The following is a 24,223-nucleotide window of genomic DNA, read 5'->3' on the forward strand; positions in this document are numbered from 1 at the left end:
TCGTTTATCGGTGACAAAGTTAGTGCAAACCGAGCAAAAAACCAAATTTTATTTGAATTTTCTCGAGCGTGAGTACCTTCGACTGAAAGTCAAAATCCCCCACGTCTCACGACGTAGGGGAATGATACTCCTCACAAAACACTTAATTATTATGAACTATTAAAACAACATGTTCCACCCTTTGGCGACGGAATAGCGGAGGGTGTCCCGATCGTCGGCTGACAGACCGCACTCCACACTTGCCATGGCTAGGACGAGCTCACACCAGACAATCTTGGTCTCAGACTTCATCGGGGGCAGGGGGACATCGGCACCCATCTGGGTGATCCTGCATACCGTCTTGATATACGCCTCCACCTGATTCTCCGTCTCGGGTGCCCACCGGCAGATGATCTGTCGGATGGTGATACACCCATACTTGGAGTAGTACGTCCGCAACAGTTTCAGGGCTGCACGGAACCCATACTGCATGGATGAGAACTGACAGAAGTGAGTCTCACCTCCGAGGTTGGTCTCCCCCAACCATATCTGTGACTTACTCTTGATGATATTCAGCGGATTATTATTCCGCAATCCTCTTGCTTGTTTTTTTGTACTCATAATTTTTTAATCTTTAATTTTTCATCTTTCATCTTTAATCTTTCTCACGACAGTGAGAAACACTCCTTCTCCCCGAGCTTTCGCCTGGAAGATGAGTTTCTTGAGTGTGAAGATCATGTTGCGAGAGGCAACCATCTTTCCGTCACCACGATAAGCACCAGGTATCAGCCCTACCTCTATCTCCTCCACGGAATTGCCGATTTGGAAGAACACCTGCTTACTCGTCATCTTGGGGACACCTACCACCAAGGGCAGACAGAGGTCGAAGGACTCAGAATGCCTGATGACTACAGGGTAACGACCCGGGGGCATGGCGGACTTGAACTGCCGTACATAATCAGGGTCTTTCCCCATTTTCTTGATGGGCGGCTCCAGGGTGTCACATATAAACTCCTTATCCTCACGACCCAGGTACTCGTCGAACGTTCTGTTGATGATGCTCAGTCGACCAACTGTGCATTCTTCTGTTTTTATGAATCTTTCTAATATTAGTTCCATGATGATTTTAGTTTTTAAATTTTAATTTTTGATAACTGAGATTTGAGATTTGAGAGATATATCCACGATTTTTCCATACATCAATCATGTGTTTACAATTTCTCCCATCTAATCCCTGTTTCCTTCTCACATTGATGGCATCTTGCAAGGTGAATTCGTCAGGCAATAGATCTAAAAGATTACGAGGTCCTGTTTTGTTGATTTTATCCTGAACCTTATCCGCATTCGCAATATCCTCCCCGAAGAACTGCATCTTGCACCACATATCATATTGCAGCGACCAGCGCACGAAGTCCTCGATGGACTTGTCCCATTTGCAGTCGTTGGCGACATACAGCAGACAACCTTTCAGCCATGCGATGACATTGGCACGGAAGGAGAGGTTTTCATAAACCCTTGATTGAGAGAGTCTTGCGAACTCCGCATTTTCCTCCACCATCTTCTGAGCTAGTTTGAAAGCCTGCGGACAGTTTACCTCCCCGACAGCCTTGGTCAGCTTCTCGATGTAAGGTCGAAGCTCCTCCTCGAAGGCAGCATCGTAGGTGCCATATACAGGCATTTCCGCACCAATCTCACGTTCTGGTATCGTACAGAAGTTGATACGACTGATCGGTCCATCCGTGAGGACGTTACGGAAGTAACGCTGACCTTTGTTGATGGTCGTCGCCGCATTCCAGTTGAAGCGGATACATACCTTCTCCGTCACCGAGCCGGTACCCACACGGGTCTGTCCGTAGCGGTTGCCAGGGTCGAAGGCAAGACACATGATCTGGAACTGCTGACTGCCTTTGCTGGAGCCACGAAGAGCATCAAACTGGTCTATCTCGTTCATCTTGGTATAGAGGAAATGACCGTCAGCCTCTGCCATACGCATCACGAAGGCAGGGTTCGTCATATCGGGGTCCACCTCTTGGATGATGAGCCCTTCAGGACGCTGACGCTTATCCTTGTTGGCACCTTTCGAATTGACCTCCTGTTTCCATTGCTTCTCACGCTGCAGGTTCTCCTCGTCACGCTTACGGATGTCCGCCATGATGTAGTTAATCGGTTGTGAGATACAATCCTTACCGGCACCCGTTCCAGCCATCAGGACATTCATCAGAGTCGCCTCATGCAACACATTGTCTATATAGCGGAAGCGTACCTTGTAGAGATGGGCGGCAAGAGAGGGGAACACCGCATGAGCCACCGCAGGCTTATAGACATCAGGAGTGCGGGAGATCAGAAGCTGGATGAGCTTGGGTAGTTTCTTAGGCATCTCTGGAGGTGTCTCCACCTTTTCTTCCTCTTCCTCTTTTACAGGTGTTAAATCATAAATGATACTTGACAGGTGTTTTGAGAATCCTTTAGGATTTTCCTTACAAGCAGAGTCAACGATATTTGCCAGTTCTTGTTCCGACAACCCCAATCGTGGCATGACCTGTAATAACACCTCTCGTTTGTTGTCACAGATGGCACGGAGGTTGACCGCCAACTTATGAAGTCTTACATTACGCTCACCCTCAACGGGTATTCCTCCAGTTCTTCGCCACCATTCTTCAATTATCTTAGAGTAAGGAATTCCGTTGAATGACAGATTATTTTTCTCAACTGTGGGTTGTACTGGTGTCGAGATAACAGCTGTCGAAGGTAAGCCTTTTCTATACTGTTCTCCGAATTGTTTCTCAAACTCGTCATCGTGATAGTCAAAGATTGCGTCGTTGATATAGAGGATTTCCTCCTGTTGTGGAGAGAAGGAAGCTCGGCTGGCATCCTTGCAAGCCTCGTCAGGCTCCACACCTAACAGGGTGGCTAGATGGTGCTGGTTGGCACTGAGGTCACCGACGGCCATATCTGCCTTGAAGACCACCCGCAACCCTTTGCCCGACGGGGTTATGTGTACCAGCATCACCTGGTTCTTGGCACCGTCCTCGAATAAGTTAGGTGGCATGTGCATGAACAACTTGGCGGGATTGTCGATGTGGTCGATGTCGAGCATCACCAGTCCGTTCAGGTGGGCGGCTTCCTGCTTGCGCCAACAAGCCTTCGAGCCGTTCTTCGACTCTGTCTCCTCAAAGGTAGCCTGGTAGATGAAGATAGGCAGTGACCGTTTCTTGGCATCAGCCTCCTTGTCGTTACCCTCCGCTTTCAGCTTGCGGAAATCGGTGATCTTGTTCTTCACACGGTCGGAACTGACGATTTTGTAGAAGTCCTCCTTCGTACAGGGTTTCGTGGGAAGGGGTAAGTTATATTGTAAACTAAACACTCGCTACCTCCTTTCTTATCGTTTGAACTCTACTACACCGCCTTCTTCCTCCTCGCCTTTGACATAGAGGAAATTGGTCATCTCATTGCTCTCCTGGCTCATCAGCCCTGCAGCCCTGCATGTTCCCATCGCCTTGGGGACGCTGACCCACAGCCTGTAACGCTGGCGGCTCTCCTTGAGGTGCCCGCATCCTGTCTGGTAGAGGATCTTGTCCGGCTCACGGCTGCCGCACTTTTTCTGATGGTTATAAGCTCGGAAAGCAAGACCTTCCGGGGTCATGCGGATGGAACCGTCTACACACTTGCCTTGTTTCAAGGCGTTTACTGTTTCTTCACTGATTAGAATTAATTTCTTGACACTTTGTCCAAAATTCTCACGTTCGGCAGAGTAAACTTGTTTTCTCTGCTCTCTCTTAATCGAATTTTTCATTTTAGTTGGATTTGTGAGAGAAGTTTTAGGAAGGTGGCCACCTTTGTATTCTAGAATTCCCTCCACTCCAACTCGGGGTTAATAAATAAAAATTGAATTAGTTGTATTTCCCAATGAGTTCCTTAAGAAAACTCTTACCCTTCTGTGTCCATACCAAGTAGGTGTGACTTTTCATCTGTCCCTCCAAAGAGAAATGCACGCATTGCCTTTCCAGTGTCAGCCCCATCCCAATGTATTTGGGGGTGAGGTGCATACCTCTAGGCGTCAGGATACCAATGTCACGCAGGAAGGAAACCATATCCTTTGTTGACATATTGTACATCTTAGCTATGTCAGTGGTAGTGACGCAGCCAACAGTTTTTTCATTATGGCGAGTTGCCTTTGCAAGCTCCTCGACGACGGTTGTTAAATTTTCCATTTATCTTTTATTTTTGAATTGGTTAATTAATTAATAAAATGTACGTGTGTGTGCGTGTGTGTGCGTATTCGATTTTCGACATTTTTTCCCCAGCCGTTTGGATTTTTGTTTCAACATTTCAAAGAGCGCTGTCATTTTCCCGTTTCCGTTCGTTGACAGTGCAAAGGTACAGCATCAAAAAAAGAAAAACCCCCTACGTAGGGGGTACGCGTAGGGGGTACGGATTAATCTAAGTAATTGATAATCAGTCTAAAATATTTTTCAACTTATCTTGAAAATCTAAAGACTTTCTTTGATCAAGTGCTTTGTTATAATAATTTCTTAGTGTTTCTGGTCGTACTTGCCATAGTTTGCCGAACACCTGCCAGACATCTTTTATCTCCAGTCTTTCACTTATGACTCTTGCTAATATTGCCTGTTCGGGTTTACTAAGGTCAATAGGCTGTAACTCTTCTGTAAGTAGCCTGTTATAGATAAAGTTACCCAAAACATCTTTTGCCTCGTCCGTCTTTAACGGCTCTGGTATCTCTACTTCCTTTACTTCCTCTGCGTCCACATATTCACCATCTTTGAACTGGTTGAGGGTACCAAAATTCTCAATATACTGATAACTTCCTACAGGTCCGTGAAAGTTAATATTAAAGGTTGGCTTTCCATCACGATCCATAAGAATCCTCCTTTCTTGAAAAATGATTATCCGTTACTTTTGCTACAGGGGCAAAGAAATTAAGATTGTATGTGTTTACAATGTGTATTTGCGTATTGATTACAATACTATTACCTAACGATTGCATTTTAAGTCTCTCACGAATGAGAGACATCACAAAATTTTCTTCTTTTTGATTCATAGTTTTGCTATAGGTTTTAAAATTACAGTTGTTAATAAGTCGTTAGTAATTTGTGAAAAATACCAATGACTAAATGATCTCGAAATATAAAATATTTCTCATGAGGTGTTAAAGAATTTTTCCATTGCGTTTGACTTTATAAATTATTAAAAAGAAGGGGCGCAAAGGAATGGTAAGTTAACAACATATTCCCAAGGGGTCCGCTTCCCTAACGTCATGTTGAAACAACACCTATACCCGCGCCCCTAGGGGTGCGAGCAGGTAGTTTCGTAGACGTAATTCTTTTTAGTTGCGGACTATTGGGAATACGAATACTACGGGCTCAGCCCAATATGTTTGCAAAGGTATAAAATTATTGACAATATGCAAAGGCTTTTACATCTTTTAATGATATAATGTAAAAGTTTGATATGACTTTATCACAAGGGGATGTCCCCTGTGTGTTTACTATAAAAATAAATATTGTTTAGGCATTCTTTCCTGTCTTTCTTTCACCATCCCGATGAACGTATACAAATCACATATTCCCGTCCTGTATTCTTTAGGAAAACATGTCAGGTATTTGTGAGGGACAACTAGATGTAAATGATAGTCTTGCATTTCCTTTAGTTGATTTGATGACACACCCTGCTGAAGAGTAAACAAAAATTTGTCGTCAACACGGTCTGCTTCGTTAAGAACTTGCCTCCATCTATCTTTACATGTAGTTTTTGCCCCTAACACTGTGAGCAAATCGCCTGGGAAAGCCAAATTATGATAACATTCACCATTAGGGAAAACGAAATCCGGTTTCTTATTATCCTCCGTGATTACTTGTTCTTCAAACAGCAAACTGTTTTGTGTGAAGATGTCTGCCAAATGGTGTTCTAGCGACTTTCCTGCACGTGATTTTCTACGATTTAAGACTTCATTGGCCATTGATACAAAAGCATCAATAGATGGAAAAGGCATTGAAATAACATCTGAATAAACCTTTTCTTCCATATACTTGAAAAGTGTATATTCTGTATCCAGCCAACCAAGAAGGACATCATCTGGAGCCTTTAATATATTTTGATTTATGATTCTGTTAGCTTCATTATAGCAGTCTCTAGCACCCTTTGCCATTATACGGGTTTCTGGGAATCTGTCAAACTTAGCCACAAATGAATTAATCAAATTTTTCAAACGTTGCTCAGGTTGCCCTGTTTGCTTAACGTCGATAATCTGATTGGTTTTATCGTATGACAAATTGAAGAAAGAGAAGAATTCATCAATATCATCGTCTGTTTGTAATACAAAAGCTTCATAATAATCTTTATCAAAACGGGCAAGAACCAGCAGATCGCCTACGTTTTCATCATTTAAAAATGGAAAGCCTCGCCCAAAACGTGTAATACGATATTCGTTTCTTGTACCTACACCATAGTATTTGAATCTACTGTCGGTATCAAAATCATTTTGCCAATGAATCCTTATGGGTATATCAATATTTACCCCCTTGATAGGCTCCTTATCAAGAAACATTGTCCACGCTTCTTTAGAAATATGAAAGCCACACTGATGACCGCCTGTTAAGCCTGTATCGTTGGCAGTAATAAACTTGCATAGAGCACTTTTAGCTTGTTGGACCTTGCTAGTTACTAAATTTAGGATTTCACTCATAATAATTATGCGCTATGTATAGTTTTTATAATTTGCTCAGATACAGCTGTAATTAATGGTACAATTACTGAGTTTCCGCATTGCCTGTAGGCTTGGACATCCGAAACACAGTCTATTCTGTAGATATCAGGATAACCCATTAAACGAGCACACTCTCGTGGTGACAATCTTCGTGGGTTCCTTCCCTTATCTTGTGGTATCAGAATCTCAGATCCATCTTTATAATATCTTGCACTCAATGTCCTTGAAATGCCATTAAGGTCAACAAGTCCGAACCCAAAACCATTTCCTTTAGCTTTATGTTTCTCGGCATATTTTTGAAGATACAGCCATAACTTATCACTTAGTGTATATTTTGGATCAATGTTTGGGTCGAGAATCTCCTTGATCGTTTTGGTTGCCTCATGCTGTTCTGGAAAAACAAAATTTTCCTCACCATAAAACCGTTCTTTATCAAATCCAACTATCATGATACGTTCACGATGTTGTGGTACGTATGTTTGCCCGTCCATCACTTGATAATGAAGTGAATAGTTTAATTCTTCCAAAGTCTCACGAATAATTCGGAACGTATTTCCTTTATCATGTGAAGTAAGATTTTTAACATTTTCAAGGTAGAAAGCTTTTGGGCGATGTCTACTGATTATATCGGCAACATCAAAGAATAGCGTGCCTTGCGTTTTATCTTTGAATCCTGTTTCTCTGCCTAGGCTTTTTTTCTTTGAAACACCTGCGATAGAGAATGGCTGACAAGGAAAACCTGCACATAATACGTCAAAATTCTTTGGAATGAAAGATTTGGTTATTTCTTTTGTTATATCGCCAAAAGGCATGTCACCGAAGTTGGCAAAATAGGTCTTCTGAGAATAGGAATTCCACTCAGATGAAAAAACACATTTTCCTCCTTGAGCCTGCATCGCCAAACGAAAGCCCCCCATTCCGGCAAACAAGTCGATAAATGTAAACTTGGGATTTTTAGGAGCTGGGAATGGCACATTGAAAAAATCCGAGAAGAGATCACTTTCAAGTGGGCTCTCTGCCGCCTTTGCTACTTCGTCATCACTAACGTCCTCCCACTTCGGGTTTTTCTTGTCATGCTGTTGTTTATAGCTAATATAGTCACGTATTGTGGCAATAATCTCGTCACGTTTTTCACCCGATTTTATGTCGTGCTTACCATCCAAAGAGTGAAGATGATGGCTTAATATGGCAACTTGTGTCTCATAAGAGGTTGTGCCATATATTTTTACACCTTCTTCTGTTATTTCTTCGGGAAAGGACTCGAGATTCATGTCTGTACTTACACTTCTTTTCATTTAGCTGCAAATTTACACATTATTTGTTAGAAAAGTATTGATGTCTTTTATTTTTAATAATAATTATGCCTTTAAGAGTGATTCCGGATTGACTTTACATTGTGTTCCATATCGCCTGCAAATTTACGAAACAAAAGGGAGACAAATTTTCAAATTTGTCTCAATTCCTTATATATTTGTCTCATCCCCATCGATTTTGAGTTAAAAACATTAAAAATCCGCACAACCTTCACAGATTATGCGGAAATCACATTCTTCTAAACATTGGTTGTGTGTCAGAAATATCACAAATCTCAAATCTCAAATCTCAGTTATTGAAAAAAAATTCGTATTTATTTTTATTATATATATATAATATATATATTATATATATATAATAATATAAAAATAACACTCGGTCGGAAATTTAAAACAAAAAACTGAGATTTGAGATTTGAGATTTTACCGCAGCAAACACATTCAACGCACTGCCATCCCTCCATTGGAATAGCCTGTAAAGGGGTATAGTAGTATCTCCCGTGCCCTTCGGTAGATACTGGGATTAACGATAATAGATACTGGAATAAGGGATAGTAGATACTACTATAAATTTCTAAGAATATGTTAACACAAATTAACATGAAATTCGCATTTTATTAACAGATTTTCACAGAAAATATCCGCCAAACTATTGACATGGCGTGTTAAATATAGTACCTTTGCATTGTCAATCAGATGTTGCGCAACGATGAAAGACACACAATCAACCAAATCATTAACCCTTTAAACACACAAAAACTATGAGTCAGAAATTTATCAAGCAACAGAACACAAACGCTCGATCCAGCGCATGCGGCAAGTACTTCGCCAAGGCAGTCTACGACAAGAACTTCATCGGGACCAAGGCACTCGCCGAGTACATCCAGTCGCAGGCAAGTGTGAAGCGAAGCGACATCATCGCAGTGCTCGATGAGCTAGGAGCTGCCATGAAGCACTTCTTCGAGATGGGTCAGAAGGTGAAACTCGACGGCATCGGCATCTTCAAGGTGGGCTTCTCCAGCATCGGTGCCACCAAGCCTGAGGATGTGGGAGCGCAGAACATCACGACCCGCCGAGTGCTGTTCGCCCCTGAGACCGTCCGAGTGATCACTGGTCAGGCTCGCCGTGCCAACGGCACCATCTACCAGAAGTTTGCCGTAGCGAAGCAGCTGGTCAAGGATGTAGTCTTCGAGGAGACGCACGAGAACAGCGTGGAGTCGGAGAAAGCAGAGGAGGGAGGTGAGTAATGAAGAAAGAAACGCTCAAATGGATCGTTCAGATCATCGCTTCCATCGCCACAGCCCTGCTGACGGCATTAGGAACGACCTCCTGCGTCGGAGCCTGCTGAACAAAGTAAAAGCCCTGTTAGGCATCATGCTTGGCAGGGCTTTTTTTACTTACCACTGAGATACTTGTCCAGCACCTGCTCGATGGCATTAGGAACGACCTCCCACGTCGGAGCTTGCTGAGACAGGAGGAAGGGTTCATTAATATTTTTTAAGAGAAATATGAATCCTGTTTATCGGGAAAAGGTGTACCTTTGTTGTTTAAAACTATTGAATTATATTTAAATCTACGTGATAAGAATGAAGAAAAGAAATATCCTAATGATAGCTACCTTGCTGCTACTGACGGCAACAGGAGTGAAGGCTGGTGAGAAGAAACGCACGTTGACCCATGAGGCTCGCAAATATACGAATGTAGAGAAGGTGAATACCGCAGAGGAAGCCCAGGCGCAGCACTTGCCCCAAGCCTATACAGGCAAGGGGGTCGTGCTGGGTGTCATAGATAGCGGTATAGACTACAATCACGCTGCCTTCCGCAACCCCACTGACGGCAAGTCGCGCATTGTGAAGGTCATAGATTTCTCGCAAAAGAATAAGAGGGTGTTCTCAACCGAACAGGAAATCATGGCGCTGACTGCAGACAAAAACGACTCACATGGCACTATGACTTCGTCTATCGCTGGAGGTTCTGACTTGGGAAATGGCCTGCAGGGTATGGCTCCTGAGGCCGACCTCATCTTGTGCGGAATGGGAGATTACATCGGTGGCGAAAACGTCAACGAGTGCATAAAAGAAATCTTCGACTACGCTACCAGTGTGGGCAAACCTGCAGTAATAAATATCAGCCTCGGAGACAATTTAGGACTGCACGATGGCAGTGATGTGACCGCCATAGCCACAGCCATACAGACAGAAAACGGCTCGAAGCCAGGTCGCGCTATCATCTTTGCTACAGGCAACTCTGCATCAAACTGGCAGTCAATAACAAGGAAATTCAACAGCACCAGCGAGGAACTGAAAACGGTGCTGGGTTCCAATACCTTTTCTATCGTGGAAGAACCTACGAAGCCTGTGACCTATGATGCATTTTACAGCGCCTATGCCGACGATTATCAGGACTTCATGATAGAACTGAAGGTGGTGGACACCTCTAACGGTACGTTTTGTGACTGGGCAGAACATGTGAGAGATGCCAAGACTGGTGCCGTCATACCTGTAATCGATTTGAAGAAGAAACACAGAGAGATCATCAAAAACTTAGACGGCAAAGATGCTGTATACTATAATTGGGGACTCAAAAACTATAAGATGGACGACCCGAAATATCGTCTTGCCTTGGTGGTTAAAGCAGGAAATGCTGGACAGACCGTAAAACTGATGTGTGACGCTGACGAAAATGGAGAGCCTTGCTTCGACGCGCCCAATTGGAACAACTACGATTTTGCCAAAGCTGGTTACACCAAAGGCAACGGCGACTTTAACTTTGGTACGGACTTTTGCGTTGATGCAGCTATCAGTGTGGGAGCCTATGTAACTCGCACCGACTGGACCAGCTACGACGGCAAAAGCCAAAGCTATTCAGAGTCGAGGCTGACAGGCAAGAAGCAGGAAATAGGCGAGATAGCCGACTTCTCCAGCTATGGCATTGATGACAACGGTCTGGCTCACCCCACAGTGTTGGCACCAGGAAAGGGCATCATTGCGGCAGCTAATAACTACGACTACGACGACTACTTTATCAGTGGACAGCCAGGAGTGATTAATAAAGATAATAAAGACAAAGACTTCACAACCCTATGCCCTGAGGTTACAAAGTTCGGACGCACCAACTGGTATGCACTTTCTGAAGGTACTTCTCTAGCGAGTCCTGTGGTTGCGGGCATCGTGGCTCTGTGGATGCAGGCAAATCCGAACCTCACCGTCAATGAAATAAAACAGATAATGAAAGAAACCAGCATCAATGATGAGTGGACCACCAACATTGACAAGATTCCTTCTCACAACAAGACGCAGGCGGGCTATGGAAAGATAGACTGTCTAGCTGGTTTGAAGAAAATACTGAACAATACAGACATCGACGTCGTCACTAACGACAAACACCGTCATGCGACCCCTGCTACTATGTACAGCATTGATGCTCCGGTATATAACATGCAGGGACAGCAAGTGGATAAGTCGTATAAGGGTCTCGTCATCTACAAAGGCCACAAGTACGTCAACAAATAGGAAACCATATTTAAATCTACGTGATAAGAATGATGAAAAGGAATTTATTCACACTGGCTGTTGCCGTGTTTATATCGTGTGCCGTCTACGCGACGGGTATTAACCGCCAGCAGGCTGCCCAGCTTGCCCGCGACTATATGTCAAAGAACTTTAGTGAGAAGAGTGCCGCACGAAGGACAGCAGGGACGATCTCCCTCCATGAAGTGGAGACAGGACAGTCGCTGGTTTATGCCTTCAACATCGAGGGTGGCGGCTTTGTGGTGGTGGCAGGTGACGACTGTGCGCCAGCCATCCTGGGCTTCAGTGAGAAATCGGTGATTGACCCTCAGGACATCCCCGACGGTATGAAGTATCTCTTTGAGCAGTATCAGGAGGACATGCAGTTCATGATACAGAACGGTCTGCAAGCCAGTGAGACAGCCACCCTCGGGGAAGAGGTCAAGCCGCTGATGGCATCGAAGTGGGGACAGGGTGCGCCCTATAACTACATGAGTCCGAAATACAAAAAAAACAAGACCCTTACGTCGAGTCTGGCAGGATGTGTCGCCGTGGCGATGGCGCAGATCATGTATTACCATAAGTATCCTGCTGAGATCAACGAGATACCGGGGGCTTACTACAATAAGGGTAAGGGTAAGATGGTACCCCAGCCGTCGTTCTCCAGTAAGACGCTGGAGTGGGACAAGATGCTGCCCACGTATGGTACACGCTATGACGTTGGGGGCACCCAGGAGCAGCAGGACGCCGTTGCGAAACTGCTGCGACTGGTGGGACAGTCTGTCTGTATGACATATACGCCTTCCTCCTCCGGCTCAAACGAGAGCGCCGCCTATTCAAGTTTCGTCAATTTCTTCAACTACGACGCACAATCTATCAAGCACATCCAGCGGAGTGACTATTCATACGATGAGTGGGTCAAGATCATATATAACGAAGTGGCGAAAGAAAGGAGACCTGTGTACTATGGCGGAAAATCCAGCAGCGCCGGCCACGCTTTTGTGGTGGAGGGCTATAAGAACGAGGACTTCTTCTACATCAACTGGGGATGGTACGGCAACCAGGACAATGCTTTCCGTCTGCAACTGTGTGACGCCAAGAAGAAATATGAGGGCGGCGGCAGCGGCTCACAAGGATACGCATGTCGCCAGGAGGCTATCATAGGCATCAAGCCGGCAACCTCTCCGCAGCACGCTGACCCCGTACTGAAGGGATTCTTCAAGTGGACGAACAAAGACAGCCACCAGCGGGCGTCTGTCAACGACCCTTTCGACTTGACAAATACCATTCTCCAGAATGCCCAAAGCTATGTACACGTCTCTCAACCTTTCGGCTATGGTGTCGTCGTCAAGAAAGAGGACGGGACAAAGGTGCAGGAGTTGCTGCCGCTAAGCGACGAGACGAAGAGTTTCTCGTTAGAACCTGGTCGTAGTATCTATTTTAACACCCAGCCCCTGAAACTGGGTGCGGGACTGGGAGACGGCACTTACTTCCTGGAGTTCCAGTATCGCGTCGGTGAAGGGGGAGAGTGGCACTCCTTCTATCCTAACATCAACGTGATGTTTAAGATTACCGGCAACACCCTTACCTTCAGCAGCTGCCCCGACTGGTTGGAGGCGAAGATGATAGCGACAAAAGTGGAGGATACGGAAGAGGATTGTTATGTGATTAATGTGAACCTGAAGAACAACAGCACCGACAAGACGTTCCACCGGTCCCTGATCCTGTCACTTGACAACAATGGCAGGACTACGCAGAATCCGAGAATCGCCGCCTTAGTGGAACCCGGGGAGGAAAAGGTTTACAACATACTCTACGAGGCGGATTTCTATACTCCCAAATCACTTTACCTGTCAACGATGGAGGAAGGAACACCGCTGTGCAAGGCTGAGATAGATGTCCCCACGACATCAGGATCGCCCTCGGTTGAAGGCAGCTTCAACCTGACAAGCGACCTCCAGCAACTGCCTGACAAGTCGTATGTGCTGAAGGCTGACGACACCTATGAGGTGGTCTATCAGTTTAAGAACGCAGGGACTGCCTATTTCGCCGGTTATCTGGGATTGATTGACACTGTCAGAGACATTGATGACATGGATTTCGAGGATTACCTACGCCATGGTGATCTGGTAAGACTGCAACCTGATGAGACAGGGGAGCTGAGACTGACGATCAGTAACGAGGACAACCCCCGCCAGATACATAGGATAGATGTCGTCTCTTATAACAACGACGGTCAGCTATTCGCGGTGGACAACAGCGAGGAGTTCTCCGTCCGTCCTGTCTATGACCTGCAGTTCAGTAATTTCAGCGTGACACCCTCTAAAGCCGTTGAGGACGCGTATGCCGATTATATCATCAACGGCAACCAGGCTACGGTGAGCGGTAAGATCAGCAATCCCGAGGATAAGGCTTTCAATGGTCTCGTGATGATCAAACGCTACACGATAGACATGAGTGAGGAAGTGGAGCAGGACGAGGACGGCGACTACTACATCGACTGCGACAAGATCTATGCGACGGAGGTGACCATCCCTGCCAACGGCAGTGTGGACTACTCACAGGTCTTCGACATGGAGGGACTGGTGACGGATCCGGACTATAGCGTGATGGTGGATTTTGAGATCACATTCATCCCTGATTACTTAGGTGAGGAAATACCTTTGTATTTCTCCGACCTCTACCTGGTGAACGACGGCACACCGACGGGTATCAACGTCGTACGACAGGACCGTCAGCTGACGAGGGACATCTACGACCTGCAGGGCCGTCGTGTCAGCGGCAAGACGGGCAAGGGTCTGTATATCATCAACGGAAAGAAAGTGATCCTGAGATAAGCTTAGTAGTACCTGATCGCCAGCATGGTCAGGTCGTCACTCTGCTCTGCCGTCCCCACAAATTGGCGGACGGCATTTTCCATGTGTCTGACGAGGTCGGCGGGCTTGGTGATATGCTCGGCGACGGCTGAGGTGGCAACATCATGGATGCGCTTGTCACCGAACTGGGAGAGGGCGGCATTCTCTGCCTCGTTCAACCCATCGGTAAACAGGAAGACGGTGGTGCCGTGGGAAAGGGTGATCTCCTCCGCAACGAACGTAAAGCCCGGCATGACACCGACCACCAGATTGGGGTCGCAGGTCATTTCCACCACCTTATCACTGATGAGCAAAGGAGGGTTATGACCTCCGTTGCAGTAGAGCAGGCGTCCCGTCTTCAGGTCGAGGACACCGACGAACAAAGTGACAAACATACCCGTATCGTTGCTGTCGACAAGTGCCTCGTTGATGGAGCTCACAATGGCAGCAGGCTCGGAGATATGCGCAGAGATATTGCGGAACAGTGACCTGGTGACCGCCATGACCAGTGAGGCAGGGATTCCCTTGCCTGACACGTCGCCAATGCAGAAGAACAGATGCTCGTCACGGATGTAGAAGTCGAAGAGGTCGCCACCGACGGCTCTGGCTGGTGCCAGCATGCCATAGATATCGACATCGGAGCGCTGCGGGTATGGCGGGAAGGTCTTTGGCAGCATCGACATCTGTATGTTATGGGCGATGTTCAGCTCACTCTCCATCGTGGCTTTCTGGGCTGTGGTGGTCTGTAGCTGCTCAATATACTGTGTCAGGGAGAGCTGCATCTCCTCGAAGGAGTCGCGCAGCAGGTGTATCTCATCGTGACTCTCCAGCTCTGGCAGCTCTGTCTTGAAGTTTCCCTTTGCCACCTCGTCGGCAGTGGTTGCCAACTGATTCAGCGGTCTGACAGCCTTTTTAATGGATTTGCGACCGAAGAAATAGACGACCAGCAGACCTATCAGGATAAATGTGATGGCGATACCGGCAACGATAAACCCGGCGGTATGGATAAAGAACTTAGGTATGACGATGGAGATGTACCAGTCGGTGTGTTTCACACTCTGGGTATTGATAAAAACATTCTCGCCATCCAGGACGATCTGGTCTTGCTTGCTATCGTTGATTGTCAGATGCCCGAGAGCGTTGTCCGCTTCATTTGTCATATAAGACTTAATGTTCTCTATTACCAAACGCCTCGTGTCAGGATGTATCAACACCGTGCCCGCACTGTCAGTCATGTAGTAATAGATCTGATATTCCGGATTCCATATCTCGTCCTGATGTTGGATAAAGGTGTAAGGTTGTATCTTCTCATTCAACCAGGAGAGTGACAGGTCAACACCTAATACCGCTACCGTACGATGCTGACGGTCATGGATGGGCAGGAGGTAGGACACCAATGGCGACTGCGCACTGTCGTTGTCAAGGAAAGGCTTTGCCCAATAGCCTTCCTTGCTGGAAACGGCTTCCTTGAACCACTCCGCTTTCACGTAATCATTTCCCTGATCACAAGCGTCCTGCGACTCCATGATGACACTGTCACGCCGTGAGGCATAGGGTGCGAACAAACGCCCTTTCTGTGGGAAATAACTTTCAATGAAGTAAATGCCACAACTGCGCATATACGGATTCAGTTTAAGCGTCTGATTCATGATGTCATACATCTTATCAGGCTTGTCCAGATCCTCTTCAATGAAAGGTCTTATATTGTTAGCTGCCATATAGAGGTCGGATGCGATACGCCGTACCTCTTCTTTCTCACCTTTCAGCACACGGTCACCGATCCCCAGGGCACCTATCGTCACAACACCGTATGTCAACCAGAACAGCAGGAACACAGGTAAAATCATGATAATGAGCATCCTCAGCATGATACGCCATATGAGTTGTTTGGCAAAAGACTTTGGATAACCTGTTATCGGTTTTTTCTTGAGGAAAGGTAACATAATCTCTATAATTTGTTTGCAAAGATACATTTTTTGTCTTACCTTTGCAAGCAAAACCAGAAAAAAGTGTTATGAGTGTACAGATAGAGGAGAGCTGGAAAGCGTATCTCAGCCAGGAGTTTGAGAAACCTTACTTCCAACAACTCACCGATGCCGTCAGACAGGAATATAGTGCCGGCACCTGCTATCCGCCAGGAAAACTGATCTTCAACGCCTTTAACCTCTGTCCGTTCGACAAGGTGAAGGTGGTGATCATCGGCCAGGACCCGTATCATGAGCCAGGACAGGCTCACGGACTGAGCTTCTCCGTACAGGACGGGGTTCAGTTTCCTCCCTCCCTGCAGAATATCTTCAAGGAGATACAAGCTGACCTGGGAATCCCCGTCCCCACATCAGGAAACCTGACTCGCTGGGCAGAACAAGGGGTGCTGCTGCTCAATGCCACCCTGACGGTCCGTGCCCATCAGGCAAACAGCCATTCCATGTTAGGATGGCAGAAATTCACGGATGCCGCCATACAGGCATTAGCCGCCCATCGTCACCATCTGGTATATCTGTTATGGGGAGGCTATGCCCGCTCGAAGGCGTATATGATTGACAAGTCGCAGAACCTCGTCCTGGAGTCTGTACACCCCTCTCCTCTCAGTGCTAACCGTGGAGGCTGGTTCGGGCAACACCAGTTCTCTCGTTGTAATGCCTATCTGGAACAAAACGGCACCACACCCATCCAATGGTAGATAAGATTCCCCCCATAATAGAAATAGGAGGCATCCTGGTATCCTCCGACCTTTTCACAGAGTATTTCTGCTGTGACTATGAGAAATGCAAAGGCATCTGCTGCGTAGAGGGTGATGCCGGTGCTCCTGTCACCATGGAGGAGATCGCCGATATCGAGGAGGTGCTGGATACCGTCTGGGGCGACCTCTCCGCATCGGCTCAGAGTGTGATAGACAAGCAGGGCGTCGCCTATACCGACAAAGACGGGGACTTAGTGACGAGTATCGTCAGAGGCAAAGACTGTGTGTTTACCTGTTATGACGGAGACAACTGCCTGTGTGCCTTAGAGAAAGCCTACCGCAACGACAAGACGCAGTTTTGCAAACCTATCAGCTGTGCCCTCTACCCTATCCGTGAGAAGAAATTCTCCGGCGGGCTCATCGGACTCAACTATAACCGCTGGGCGGTATGCAAGGATGCCGTAGAGAAAGGGAAGGCATTACACCTTCCCGTCTATCAGTTCTTGAAAGAGCCCCTGATCCGTCGCTTCGGACAAGAGTGGTACGACGAGCTCTGTGAGGTCGCTACCCTTTTCGATACTCCGAAGGACTGACCCCGACATGCTCCTTGAAGTATTTCCCCAAGAATGACTGGTTGGGGAAACAGAGCTCCTCGGTGATCTCCTTGATATTCTTGGTGGAGTTCTTGAGCAAGACACGGATCTCCAGTACCACATAACTCTCTATCCACTCGTTAGGGGTACGCTTGCTGACCTGTTTGACGACCTCCGAGAGATACTTGGGGGTGATACAGAGTTGTTCGGCATACCAGCTGACACGACGCTCATGACGGAAATGCTGTTCCAGCAAACGGACGAAATCCGCGAAGATAGCATCCGCACGGGACTTCGTCTTGGTCTCGTTCTGCTCGACACGCCAGATGACATTACTCATATCATAGAACATCGCCAGCAACAGGCTCTTGATCAGGTCTTTCCGATAATGATGCTCCTTGTCGCCCATCTTCTCACGAATCATCTGGAAATAGGAGCTGAACACCTGTATCTCTCTGGGTGTCAAAGGCACCACGGGGTTATTCATCGAGAATAACAACAGGGAGGACACGTTCTTTACATTCTGGATAAAGCCATGATAGTAGGCGGTGGACACGATGATACACAGACACTCGAAATCCGGTGATGCCGTATAATTGTCGATGATACGTTTCTCGGAGATAAACAACAGATCACCGGGATGTACTGTCTGCTCACAGGTGTCAATGGAATACTGTGCCTTACCACGACGGCATAATGCCATCATGATAAAATTCATACGGGTAGGCTCCTGTGGGATGGGGGCGTTGGCAATATTGTCTGTCAGGATCAAACCCTCCTCCATATACTCGGCATTACCCCATAGCTTCGCCTCCTCGAGAGTCGTCTCTCTGATGTGATTCTTTTTCTTTACCATGTCTTCACGGGCAGGGTCTGTCCTGCTTTTAGCTTGAGCGTCTTGCTCTGGTTATTATATAATAAGGTAACGGTACCAGACTTCCTCGCTTTAATCTGGGCTTGACGCACATAGCCACCCTTCCACTGGAAACTGACCTCGTAGCCGCCACGGGCACAGAGCCCACTGACTTTTCCCTCGCTCCATGCTTGGGGAAGGGCGGGAAGAAGGGCGATGGTAGTGGAGTGAGCGTTGGCTGACGACTGCATCAGCATCTCACAGACACCAGCCGTACCTCCGAAGTTCCCATCAATCTGGAAAGGAGGATGAGCGTCCATCAGGTTGGCATAGGTACCACCGGCATGACGGGTGCCAGGACGCTGGTCGTCCTGAGCATCTGTGAAGGTAAGGAGCTTACGGTATATCTTATATGCCTCCTCACCATGATGAAGGCGCGCCCACAGGTTGATACGCCAGCCCGTGCTCCATCCTGTCGTCTCGTCACCTTTCTGGATGAGGGTCTGCTCGCAGGCTTTTCTGAGTTCTCTGAGTTCTCCGAGTTCTCCGAGTCCTCCGAGGTGACTCCCCGGATAGAGTCCGATGAGGTGACTCTGGTGACGATGTCGGGGGTCTTTGTCCTGCCAGTCATAATACCACTCGTTCAGGTCACCTTCCTTGCCGATGGTATAAGGATGGAGCTTCCGCAGGGCGGTCTTATAGGCTGTGACATCATCGTTGCAGAGAGGACCTGCGGAGATGACATTCCCCAGCAGCTCACGGATGATGGCAAGGTCGGCAGTACCTCCATAACAGGTCATACCATGATAGCCCTTGTCTGTGATATACTCATTCTCAGGTGATGTCGAGGGTGCCGTGATCAGCTCTTTGGGATTCTTGGGGTTGATGACCAGCCATTTCAGACAGAAGTCGGCAGCACCCTTCATCAACGGATAGGCGACAGTACGCAGGTATTCCTTGTCTTGTGTGAACAAGTACCGCTCCCAGAGTGTCTGTACGAGCCAGGCACCCCCCATGTTCCAGTTAGCCCACTCAGGCCACTCCCGTTTCTCACCCACCGGGTTCGTCATCGCCCAGAGGTCGGAGTTATGACTGGAGCACCATCCTTTATGGATGCCATAGTAGTTCTTTGCCGTATATTTGCCGTTCTCTGAGAGAGCCTTGACAAAACCGTCCAAGGGTTGTGCCATCTCTGCGAGGTTGGCGACAAAGGCAGGCCAGTAGTTCTCCTCCAAGTTGATGTTCACGGTATAGTTTCCTCTCCATGGTGACCATAGATAAGGAGTCCATAGTCCTTGCAGGTTAGCAGGAACGCCAGGTGTCCGTGAACAAGAGATGAGCAGGTAACGTCCATATTGGAAATAGAGGGTTTCCAGATAACGGTCGAAGGTCCCTCCTACCATTCCCGAACTTTGTTCGCCTACCCGTAGCCTTTCCTCTGTAGAGGAGAGGCGTTTCAACAGCTGGTCTGTAGGTACAGAAGGCATCTCTCCTCCCAGATCCAGTTTCACCCTGTCATAATATTGCTGATAGTCTTTGATATGACGGTCACGGAACTCCGCATAAGTCAGGTTCCGGGTGTGCCACAACTCATCAGTCACCTTTTCCAAATAGGGGGTTGCTTCCTGGACAGGATGTTTGTCATAGCCGTTGAAGCTGGTCTCGTTGACCAGATAGATCGTTGCTTCCTTTCCCTCTGTGATTGTCAGCGTGGAGTCTGCGGCACTCACCGCTCCGTCTGTACACACCAATAGCATTGTACAGAAATGGATCGTTTCCATCGGGTTACCCGTCGCGTGTCCTGTCATCGTCAACTGGTTACCCTTGCCACTTACCTGATGGGGCACCTGTGCCGTCATCACTAATCTGCAGTTGATGTCACCCTTCAGTCGGATGGCGATAAGCTTATCGGGATAGGAGGCGAAATATTCTCTAACGAAAGACTTTCCGTTCCGTTCGAAACGGTCGTTTACCAGAGCACTGTCGAGGTCGAGCACTCTCTGATAGTTGGTCACCGCACCCTCGTTCTCGTCAATGAGACAGAGGGAGCCCAGGGGTTGGTAGAACTGTGAGTTCGGACCCTGCACATGCAGTTGCAGCGAGTCGGCAAGTTGATAGTCCTCATTGAAGAGTGCCTTGCGGATCTCCGGGATCCACTGGTGAGCCTCCGCGTCAAGTTGGCAGTCTACCGGTTTCCCTGTCCAGAACGTGATATCATTCAGATGGATGAGACAGGTATCTGTCCCGCCATAGACCAATGCACCTAACTTTCCATTTCCTATAGGCAGTGACTCCTCAAAATACCGTGCAGGTTTGTCGTACCACAGACGCATGGGTAGTTGCTGTGCTTCCAGCGACAAGATGACACCTGTGAGTAATAAAGAAAGGAAAACTCTTCTCATCAATTAAACAGATATCTGATGGTGAACATGATCTGGTAGGTGGAGGCTATATCCAGGAAGTTCTGGGAGGTACTGAGATGACGCTCTCCATTCACCATATTATAAGAATACTTACCTTTCTTGTAAGTCAACAGGTCATTGCCGGTAATCTGTTTGTAGACACCCCAGTCTTTACAGAGGAAGTTAGGCAGGTTGAGGATGTCAATACCCAACTGCAGGGTATGCCTGGTCTTCCCCCACTGAATACTCATGTCACGAGTATACTTGAAGTCGAGCTGGTGATGCCACGGCATCTTGGCACCTCCACGTTCCGTATACTGCCCCTTACGATCCTTCAGGTAGTCGTCCTGATTGATGAACGTCCAGAAGTCGTCACGCTGCATGTCAGCAGTATACGGCTGTCCGTCGATGACACCGTTCTCTGCGAAATCCCATCCGTCAAGCTCCTCACGGGAGGCAGGCACATAGATCAGGTTACCCGGGGCAGAGGGGTCGCTGTTGACATTACTGCTGAAGATATAAGAGTACCGGCTGTATGAGTAATTACCAAGGAACCCATACTGATAACCATCGTAAACGAGACTGAACGTGGAAGTCGCATACTTTGACTCTTTGAGTCTGTAACTGGCGGAGAGCAACAAGCGATTAGGAGCCACGTAGCTGGCATAGCCCGTCTCATGGTCGTTGACGGCATGAATAGAGCTAAGGAAGTTACTATAGGCAGACGACACCTGGTCGCCAATACCCTCTGTATAGCTCTTCGCCTTGGAGATGGTATAGGAGGCAGAGAGGTCGAGTCCAAAGTCAAACGACTTACGCAGCTGAGCACTCAGGGACATGTAATAAGCCTTCGAGCCTGCGTTCTCCAACACATAGGCGGAATGCCCCGCGTCATAGTACGACATCTTATGGCGTATATCCCCATGACCAAGGTCGACGGTGGAGTTCCCGTCCCAATAGATATCCGCGTTAGACACCACGACAGGGTTCAGGTCTTTGTTGAAGATCCCCTCCAGGGTGAAGTCAATATCCCAGGGCAGCTTCGCATCAAAAGCAAGAGACGCCTTCCATGTCTTCGGCATACGGAGGTCCTCGCTGAGAATGGTAGGACTGACAGGCACGGTAGTGGTGCTGGTGGCTCCTATCTGTTGCAGCATCTCCTGCTGACTCATCGTAAAGGCAGGCATCGTCTTACCATTGGCAGCGGTAGCCACATAGGAGGTCTGTCCCATTCCCGAGTTACCGACAGCGGAGACGAGCCATACAAACGGCATACGTCCTACGAAGATACCCGTACCACCACGGAGGATATACTTTCTATTACCTGTGATATCCCAGTTGAAGCCGATACGTGGAGAGACACTGATGCTGGCATCAGGCACGTTATCCGTGCGGAAATGTCTGCCTCCGAAATCGATATCATAGTATTCCTTATTGAAATTGTTTTTCAGGGAGGGATAGGTAGGCAGCTCGAAACGCACACCGACGGAGGTGCGGAAACGGTCCGACCAGCTGATATTATCCTGCAGATAGAACGACCACTGGTTGGTCTTCATCTCAGAGACGAACATCGAATGGGCATCGTTATTCCCATAGGTGATACCAAACAGACGGGGCTGGCGACCGAAGACGGCTCCCCAGTTCCCTGTGCTCACCTCTTCTGGTGTCGCCTCATAGGCATAATAACCGGCGGCAGCCTGTGCGTAACCGTTGGACGCATAGTTATGCTCATACTGGATACCAGCGAAGAGGTTATGCTTGCCAAGCATCATGTTAAGCTCATCAGTAATCACCGTCGTCTTGGTCTGTCCCAGATTACCATAGGTGAAGAGGTCACCCATCATCGCCCAAGAGGGATAATGACCCTGTCCGTCACTCATCACGATCTCCACCACAGGAGCCGCGTCATTATATTCTGTCGAGCGGGGCTGGTCCTGGAAAGAATAGGTGCCACGTAGTGTGTTTTGGATCTTCCCGAACTTACTGTTCAACTCCGCGGCGAAGGAGGTGAAACGGTACTCAGCATAGTAACGGCTGGAGAGCGAGTTCATCGAATAAGTGGTCAGACTACCATAACTGTTCTGGTTACCGCCATAGATCGCTGTCGCCTGGCTGCTGCCGATAGAACGGGAGGCAGAGGCATTATTGGACAGTTTTCGGTTCGACTTCGTGAAACGGATATTGAACTTATGGTTGTCATTGATATTCCAGTCGAGACGGGCAAGGATACGGTAGCTCGGGGTCTTGACATTATAACTTTGCCAGGGACCCGTCGTAAAACCGTAGGTGTCCTTCATATAGGAAGAAAGACTTTCCAACTCACTGAGCTGCGGACGAGTGTTTGTGACGGTATATGGAGGAGCCCCATTTCCGGCACGTGACGCAGGTCCTGTCGTCACATTATCATCTATCTCACCATTCACGAAGAAAAAGAGCTTGTCTTTCAGGATAGGACCTCCAAAGGTCAGTCCGTAGGTGTTATTATGACCATTATCAATGGTAAGGGTGGCGTCACCTACACGTGATCCCCTCAGACTGGTACTGGTAAGATAGGTATAGACGCTGCCCTTGAACTCATTCGTACCACTCTTAGTGACAGCATTGATACCACCACCTGTGAATCCGCTCTGACGGACATCATAGGGTGTGACACTGATAGTCATCTGCTCAAGGGCTTCCAGGGAGATAGGGGTACCGCCACCAGGAAGCGGGGAGGCACCACCGACACCACCGAGACCAAAGGCATTATTGAAAGAAGCACCATCGATGGTCACACTCGACTGGCGGTAGTTTCCACCTCCGATAGCCATACCACTGGCAGAGCTTGACTGTGGCGTCATCTTCATGATGTCTGTCATGGTGTGACCTACTGTCGGTATCACAGACATCGCCTGTGCGTTCAGGGTGGTGACGGCTCCGGAACGGTCGCTGCGCATCGTGTTATTCTTCTTGGCGACGACTTCCACCTCAGCCAGCATCTCACTACCTTCTGAGAGAACGGCGTCAATCACGGTGTTTTGTCCGAGTTGCAACTGGACATCCGTGTATTTCTGCGACTGGAAACCAATATAAGAAATCTCTATTTCGTATGGACCACCAGCCCGCATACCGCTGATGATAAAACGACCGTCGATATTGGTGATACCGCGATAGACGGATCCTGACGGAATATGTTTGGCAGTAATGGTAGCACCGATAGCTGTCTCATTACCTGCCATCACAATACCGCTGATGTCTGCTGAGGTGACCTGTGCCGTCATCACGACAGAGGTCATCAGGAGAACTGCGAGAATAAAGAGTTTCTTGAACATTTGT

The 24,223-nt window shown here is 47.7% G+C and carries 19 protein-coding genes; 6 read left to right on the forward strand and 13 right to left on the reverse strand.

From position 1 onward, the window contains the following. Positions 1-159: 159 nt before the first annotated feature. The 9 genes from BM257_RS01470 to dcm all read right to left on the reverse strand — a co-directional run bounded on the left by BM257_RS01470 (position 160) and on the right by dcm (position 7,998). Positions 160-600 carry a hypothetical protein gene (locus tag BM257_RS01470; protein ID WP_092067503.1) on the reverse strand — a complete coding sequence of 147 codons (441 nt, stop codon included), beginning with the start codon at positions 598-600 and terminating at the stop codon, positions 160-162. A 21-nt stretch (positions 601-621) separates the two neighbouring features. Further along, positions 622-1,098, reverse strand: a complete 477-nt coding sequence (locus tag BM257_RS01475; protein WP_092067505.1) for a DUF5675 family protein — start codon at positions 1,096-1,098, stop codon at positions 622-624. A gap of 7 nt (positions 1,099-1,105) precedes the next feature. After that, positions 1,106-3,343 (reverse strand): BT4734/BF3469 family protein, encoded by a 2,238-nt coding sequence (locus tag BM257_RS01480; protein ID WP_092067507.1) that lies wholly within the window; start codon positions 3,341-3,343, stop codon positions 1,106-1,108. A gap of 15 nt (positions 3,344-3,358) precedes the next feature. Further along, on the reverse strand, positions 3,359-3,772 hold the full coding sequence (locus BM257_RS01485) for a hypothetical protein (protein WP_143096701.1): 414 nt from the start codon (positions 3,770-3,772) through the stop codon (positions 3,359-3,361). Positions 3,773-3,869: 97 nt separating this feature from the next. After that, positions 3,870-4,190 carry a phage antirepressor KilAC domain-containing protein gene (locus tag BM257_RS01490; protein WP_092067511.1) on the reverse strand — a complete coding sequence of 107 codons (321 nt, stop codon included), beginning with the start codon at positions 4,188-4,190 and terminating at the stop codon, positions 3,870-3,872. A 244-nt stretch (positions 4,191-4,434) separates the two neighbouring features. Then, positions 4,435-4,857, reverse strand: a complete 423-nt coding sequence (locus tag BM257_RS01495) for a hypothetical protein (protein WP_092067513.1) — start codon at positions 4,855-4,857, stop codon at positions 4,435-4,437. Continuing rightward, entirely contained in the window at positions 4,847-5,038 is a 192-nt protein-coding gene (locus BM257_RS01500) for a hypothetical protein (RefSeq protein WP_092067515.1), read from the reverse strand. Before BM257_RS01500 ends, BM257_RS01495 begins: the two co-directional genes overlap by 11 nt. A gap of 447 nt (positions 5,039-5,485) precedes the next feature. Continuing rightward, on the reverse strand, positions 5,486-6,682 hold the full coding sequence (locus BM257_RS01505) for a type II restriction endonuclease (RefSeq protein ID WP_092067517.1): 1,197 nt from the start codon (positions 6,680-6,682) through the stop codon (positions 5,486-5,488). Between the two features lie 5 nt (positions 6,683-6,687). Beyond that, positions 6,688-7,998, reverse strand: coding sequence for a DNA (cytosine-5-)-methyltransferase (dcm, locus tag BM257_RS01510; RefSeq protein WP_092067519.1), 1,311 nt, complete (start codon positions 7,996-7,998; stop codon positions 6,688-6,690). A gap of 779 nt (positions 7,999-8,777) precedes the next feature. Here dcm and BM257_RS01515 point away from each other — a divergent pair. The 4 genes from BM257_RS01515 (at position 8,778) to BM257_RS01525 (ending at position 14,362) form a co-directional block, all read left to right on the forward strand. After that, positions 8,778-9,263, forward strand: a complete 486-nt coding sequence (locus tag BM257_RS01515) for an HU family DNA-binding protein (protein WP_092067521.1) — start codon at positions 8,778-8,780, stop codon at positions 9,261-9,263. Then, positions 9,263-9,364 (forward strand): smalltalk protein, encoded by a 102-nt coding sequence (locus BM257_RS14675; RefSeq protein ID WP_177215975.1) that lies wholly within the window; start codon positions 9,263-9,265, stop codon positions 9,362-9,364. The genes BM257_RS01515 and BM257_RS14675 overlap by 1 nt, the downstream gene beginning before the upstream one ends. A 238-nt stretch (positions 9,365-9,602) precedes the next feature. After that, on the forward strand, positions 9,603-11,528 hold the full coding sequence (locus BM257_RS01520; RefSeq protein ID WP_092067523.1) for a S8 family serine peptidase: 1,926 nt from the start codon (positions 9,603-9,605) through the stop codon (positions 11,526-11,528). 29 nt (positions 11,529-11,557) lie between these two features. Next, positions 11,558-14,362, forward strand: coding sequence for a C10 family peptidase (locus BM257_RS01525; protein WP_092067525.1), 2,805 nt, complete (start codon positions 11,558-11,560; stop codon positions 14,360-14,362). 2 nt (positions 14,363-14,364) lie between these two features. Here BM257_RS01525 and BM257_RS01530 read toward each other — a convergent pair whose 3' ends face one another. Further along, positions 14,365-16,323: a SpoIIE family protein phosphatase gene (locus BM257_RS01530; protein ID WP_177215976.1), complete on the reverse strand. Its 1,959-nt coding sequence runs from the start codon at positions 16,321-16,323 to the stop codon at positions 14,365-14,367. A 71-nt stretch (positions 16,324-16,394) separates the two neighbouring features. Between BM257_RS01530 and BM257_RS01535 the strand changes: the two genes are divergently transcribed. After that, positions 16,395-17,060, forward strand: coding sequence for a uracil-DNA glycosylase (locus tag BM257_RS01535; RefSeq protein WP_092067529.1), 666 nt, complete (start codon positions 16,395-16,397; stop codon positions 17,058-17,060). Next, positions 17,054-17,653, forward strand: coding sequence for a DUF3109 family protein (locus BM257_RS01540; RefSeq protein WP_092067531.1), 600 nt, complete (start codon positions 17,054-17,056; stop codon positions 17,651-17,653). The genes BM257_RS01535 and BM257_RS01540 overlap by 7 nt, the downstream gene beginning before the upstream one ends. Here the strand turns inward: BM257_RS01540 and BM257_RS01545 are convergent. The 3 genes from BM257_RS01545 to BM257_RS01555 are packed head-to-tail and all read right to left on the reverse strand — an operon-like array spanning position 17,625 to position 24,219. After that, positions 17,625-18,509 (reverse strand): helix-turn-helix domain-containing protein, encoded by an 885-nt coding sequence (locus BM257_RS01545; protein ID WP_092067533.1) that lies wholly within the window; start codon positions 18,507-18,509, stop codon positions 17,625-17,627. The genes BM257_RS01540 and BM257_RS01545 overlap by 29 nt on opposite strands. Then, the gene (locus tag BM257_RS01550) at positions 18,503-20,908 is read right to left on the reverse strand and encodes a glycoside hydrolase family 95 protein (protein WP_092067535.1); all 2,406 of its coding nucleotides are present in this window, start codon (positions 20,906-20,908) and stop codon (positions 18,503-18,505) included. The genes BM257_RS01545 and BM257_RS01550 overlap by 7 nt, the downstream gene beginning before the upstream one ends. Next, a complete protein-coding gene (locus BM257_RS01555) occupies positions 20,908-24,219 on the reverse strand; it encodes a TonB-dependent receptor (RefSeq protein WP_092067537.1) in 3,312 nt (1,103 codons plus the stop codon). Before BM257_RS01555 ends, BM257_RS01550 begins: the two co-directional genes overlap by 1 nt. Positions 24,220-24,223 lie beyond the last annotated feature (4 nt).

It is taken from the genome of Prevotella sp. tf2-5 (assembly GCF_900115435.1).
In the GTDB taxonomy this organism is placed as follows: Bacteria; Bacteroidota; Bacteroidia; order Bacteroidales; family Bacteroidaceae; genus Prevotella.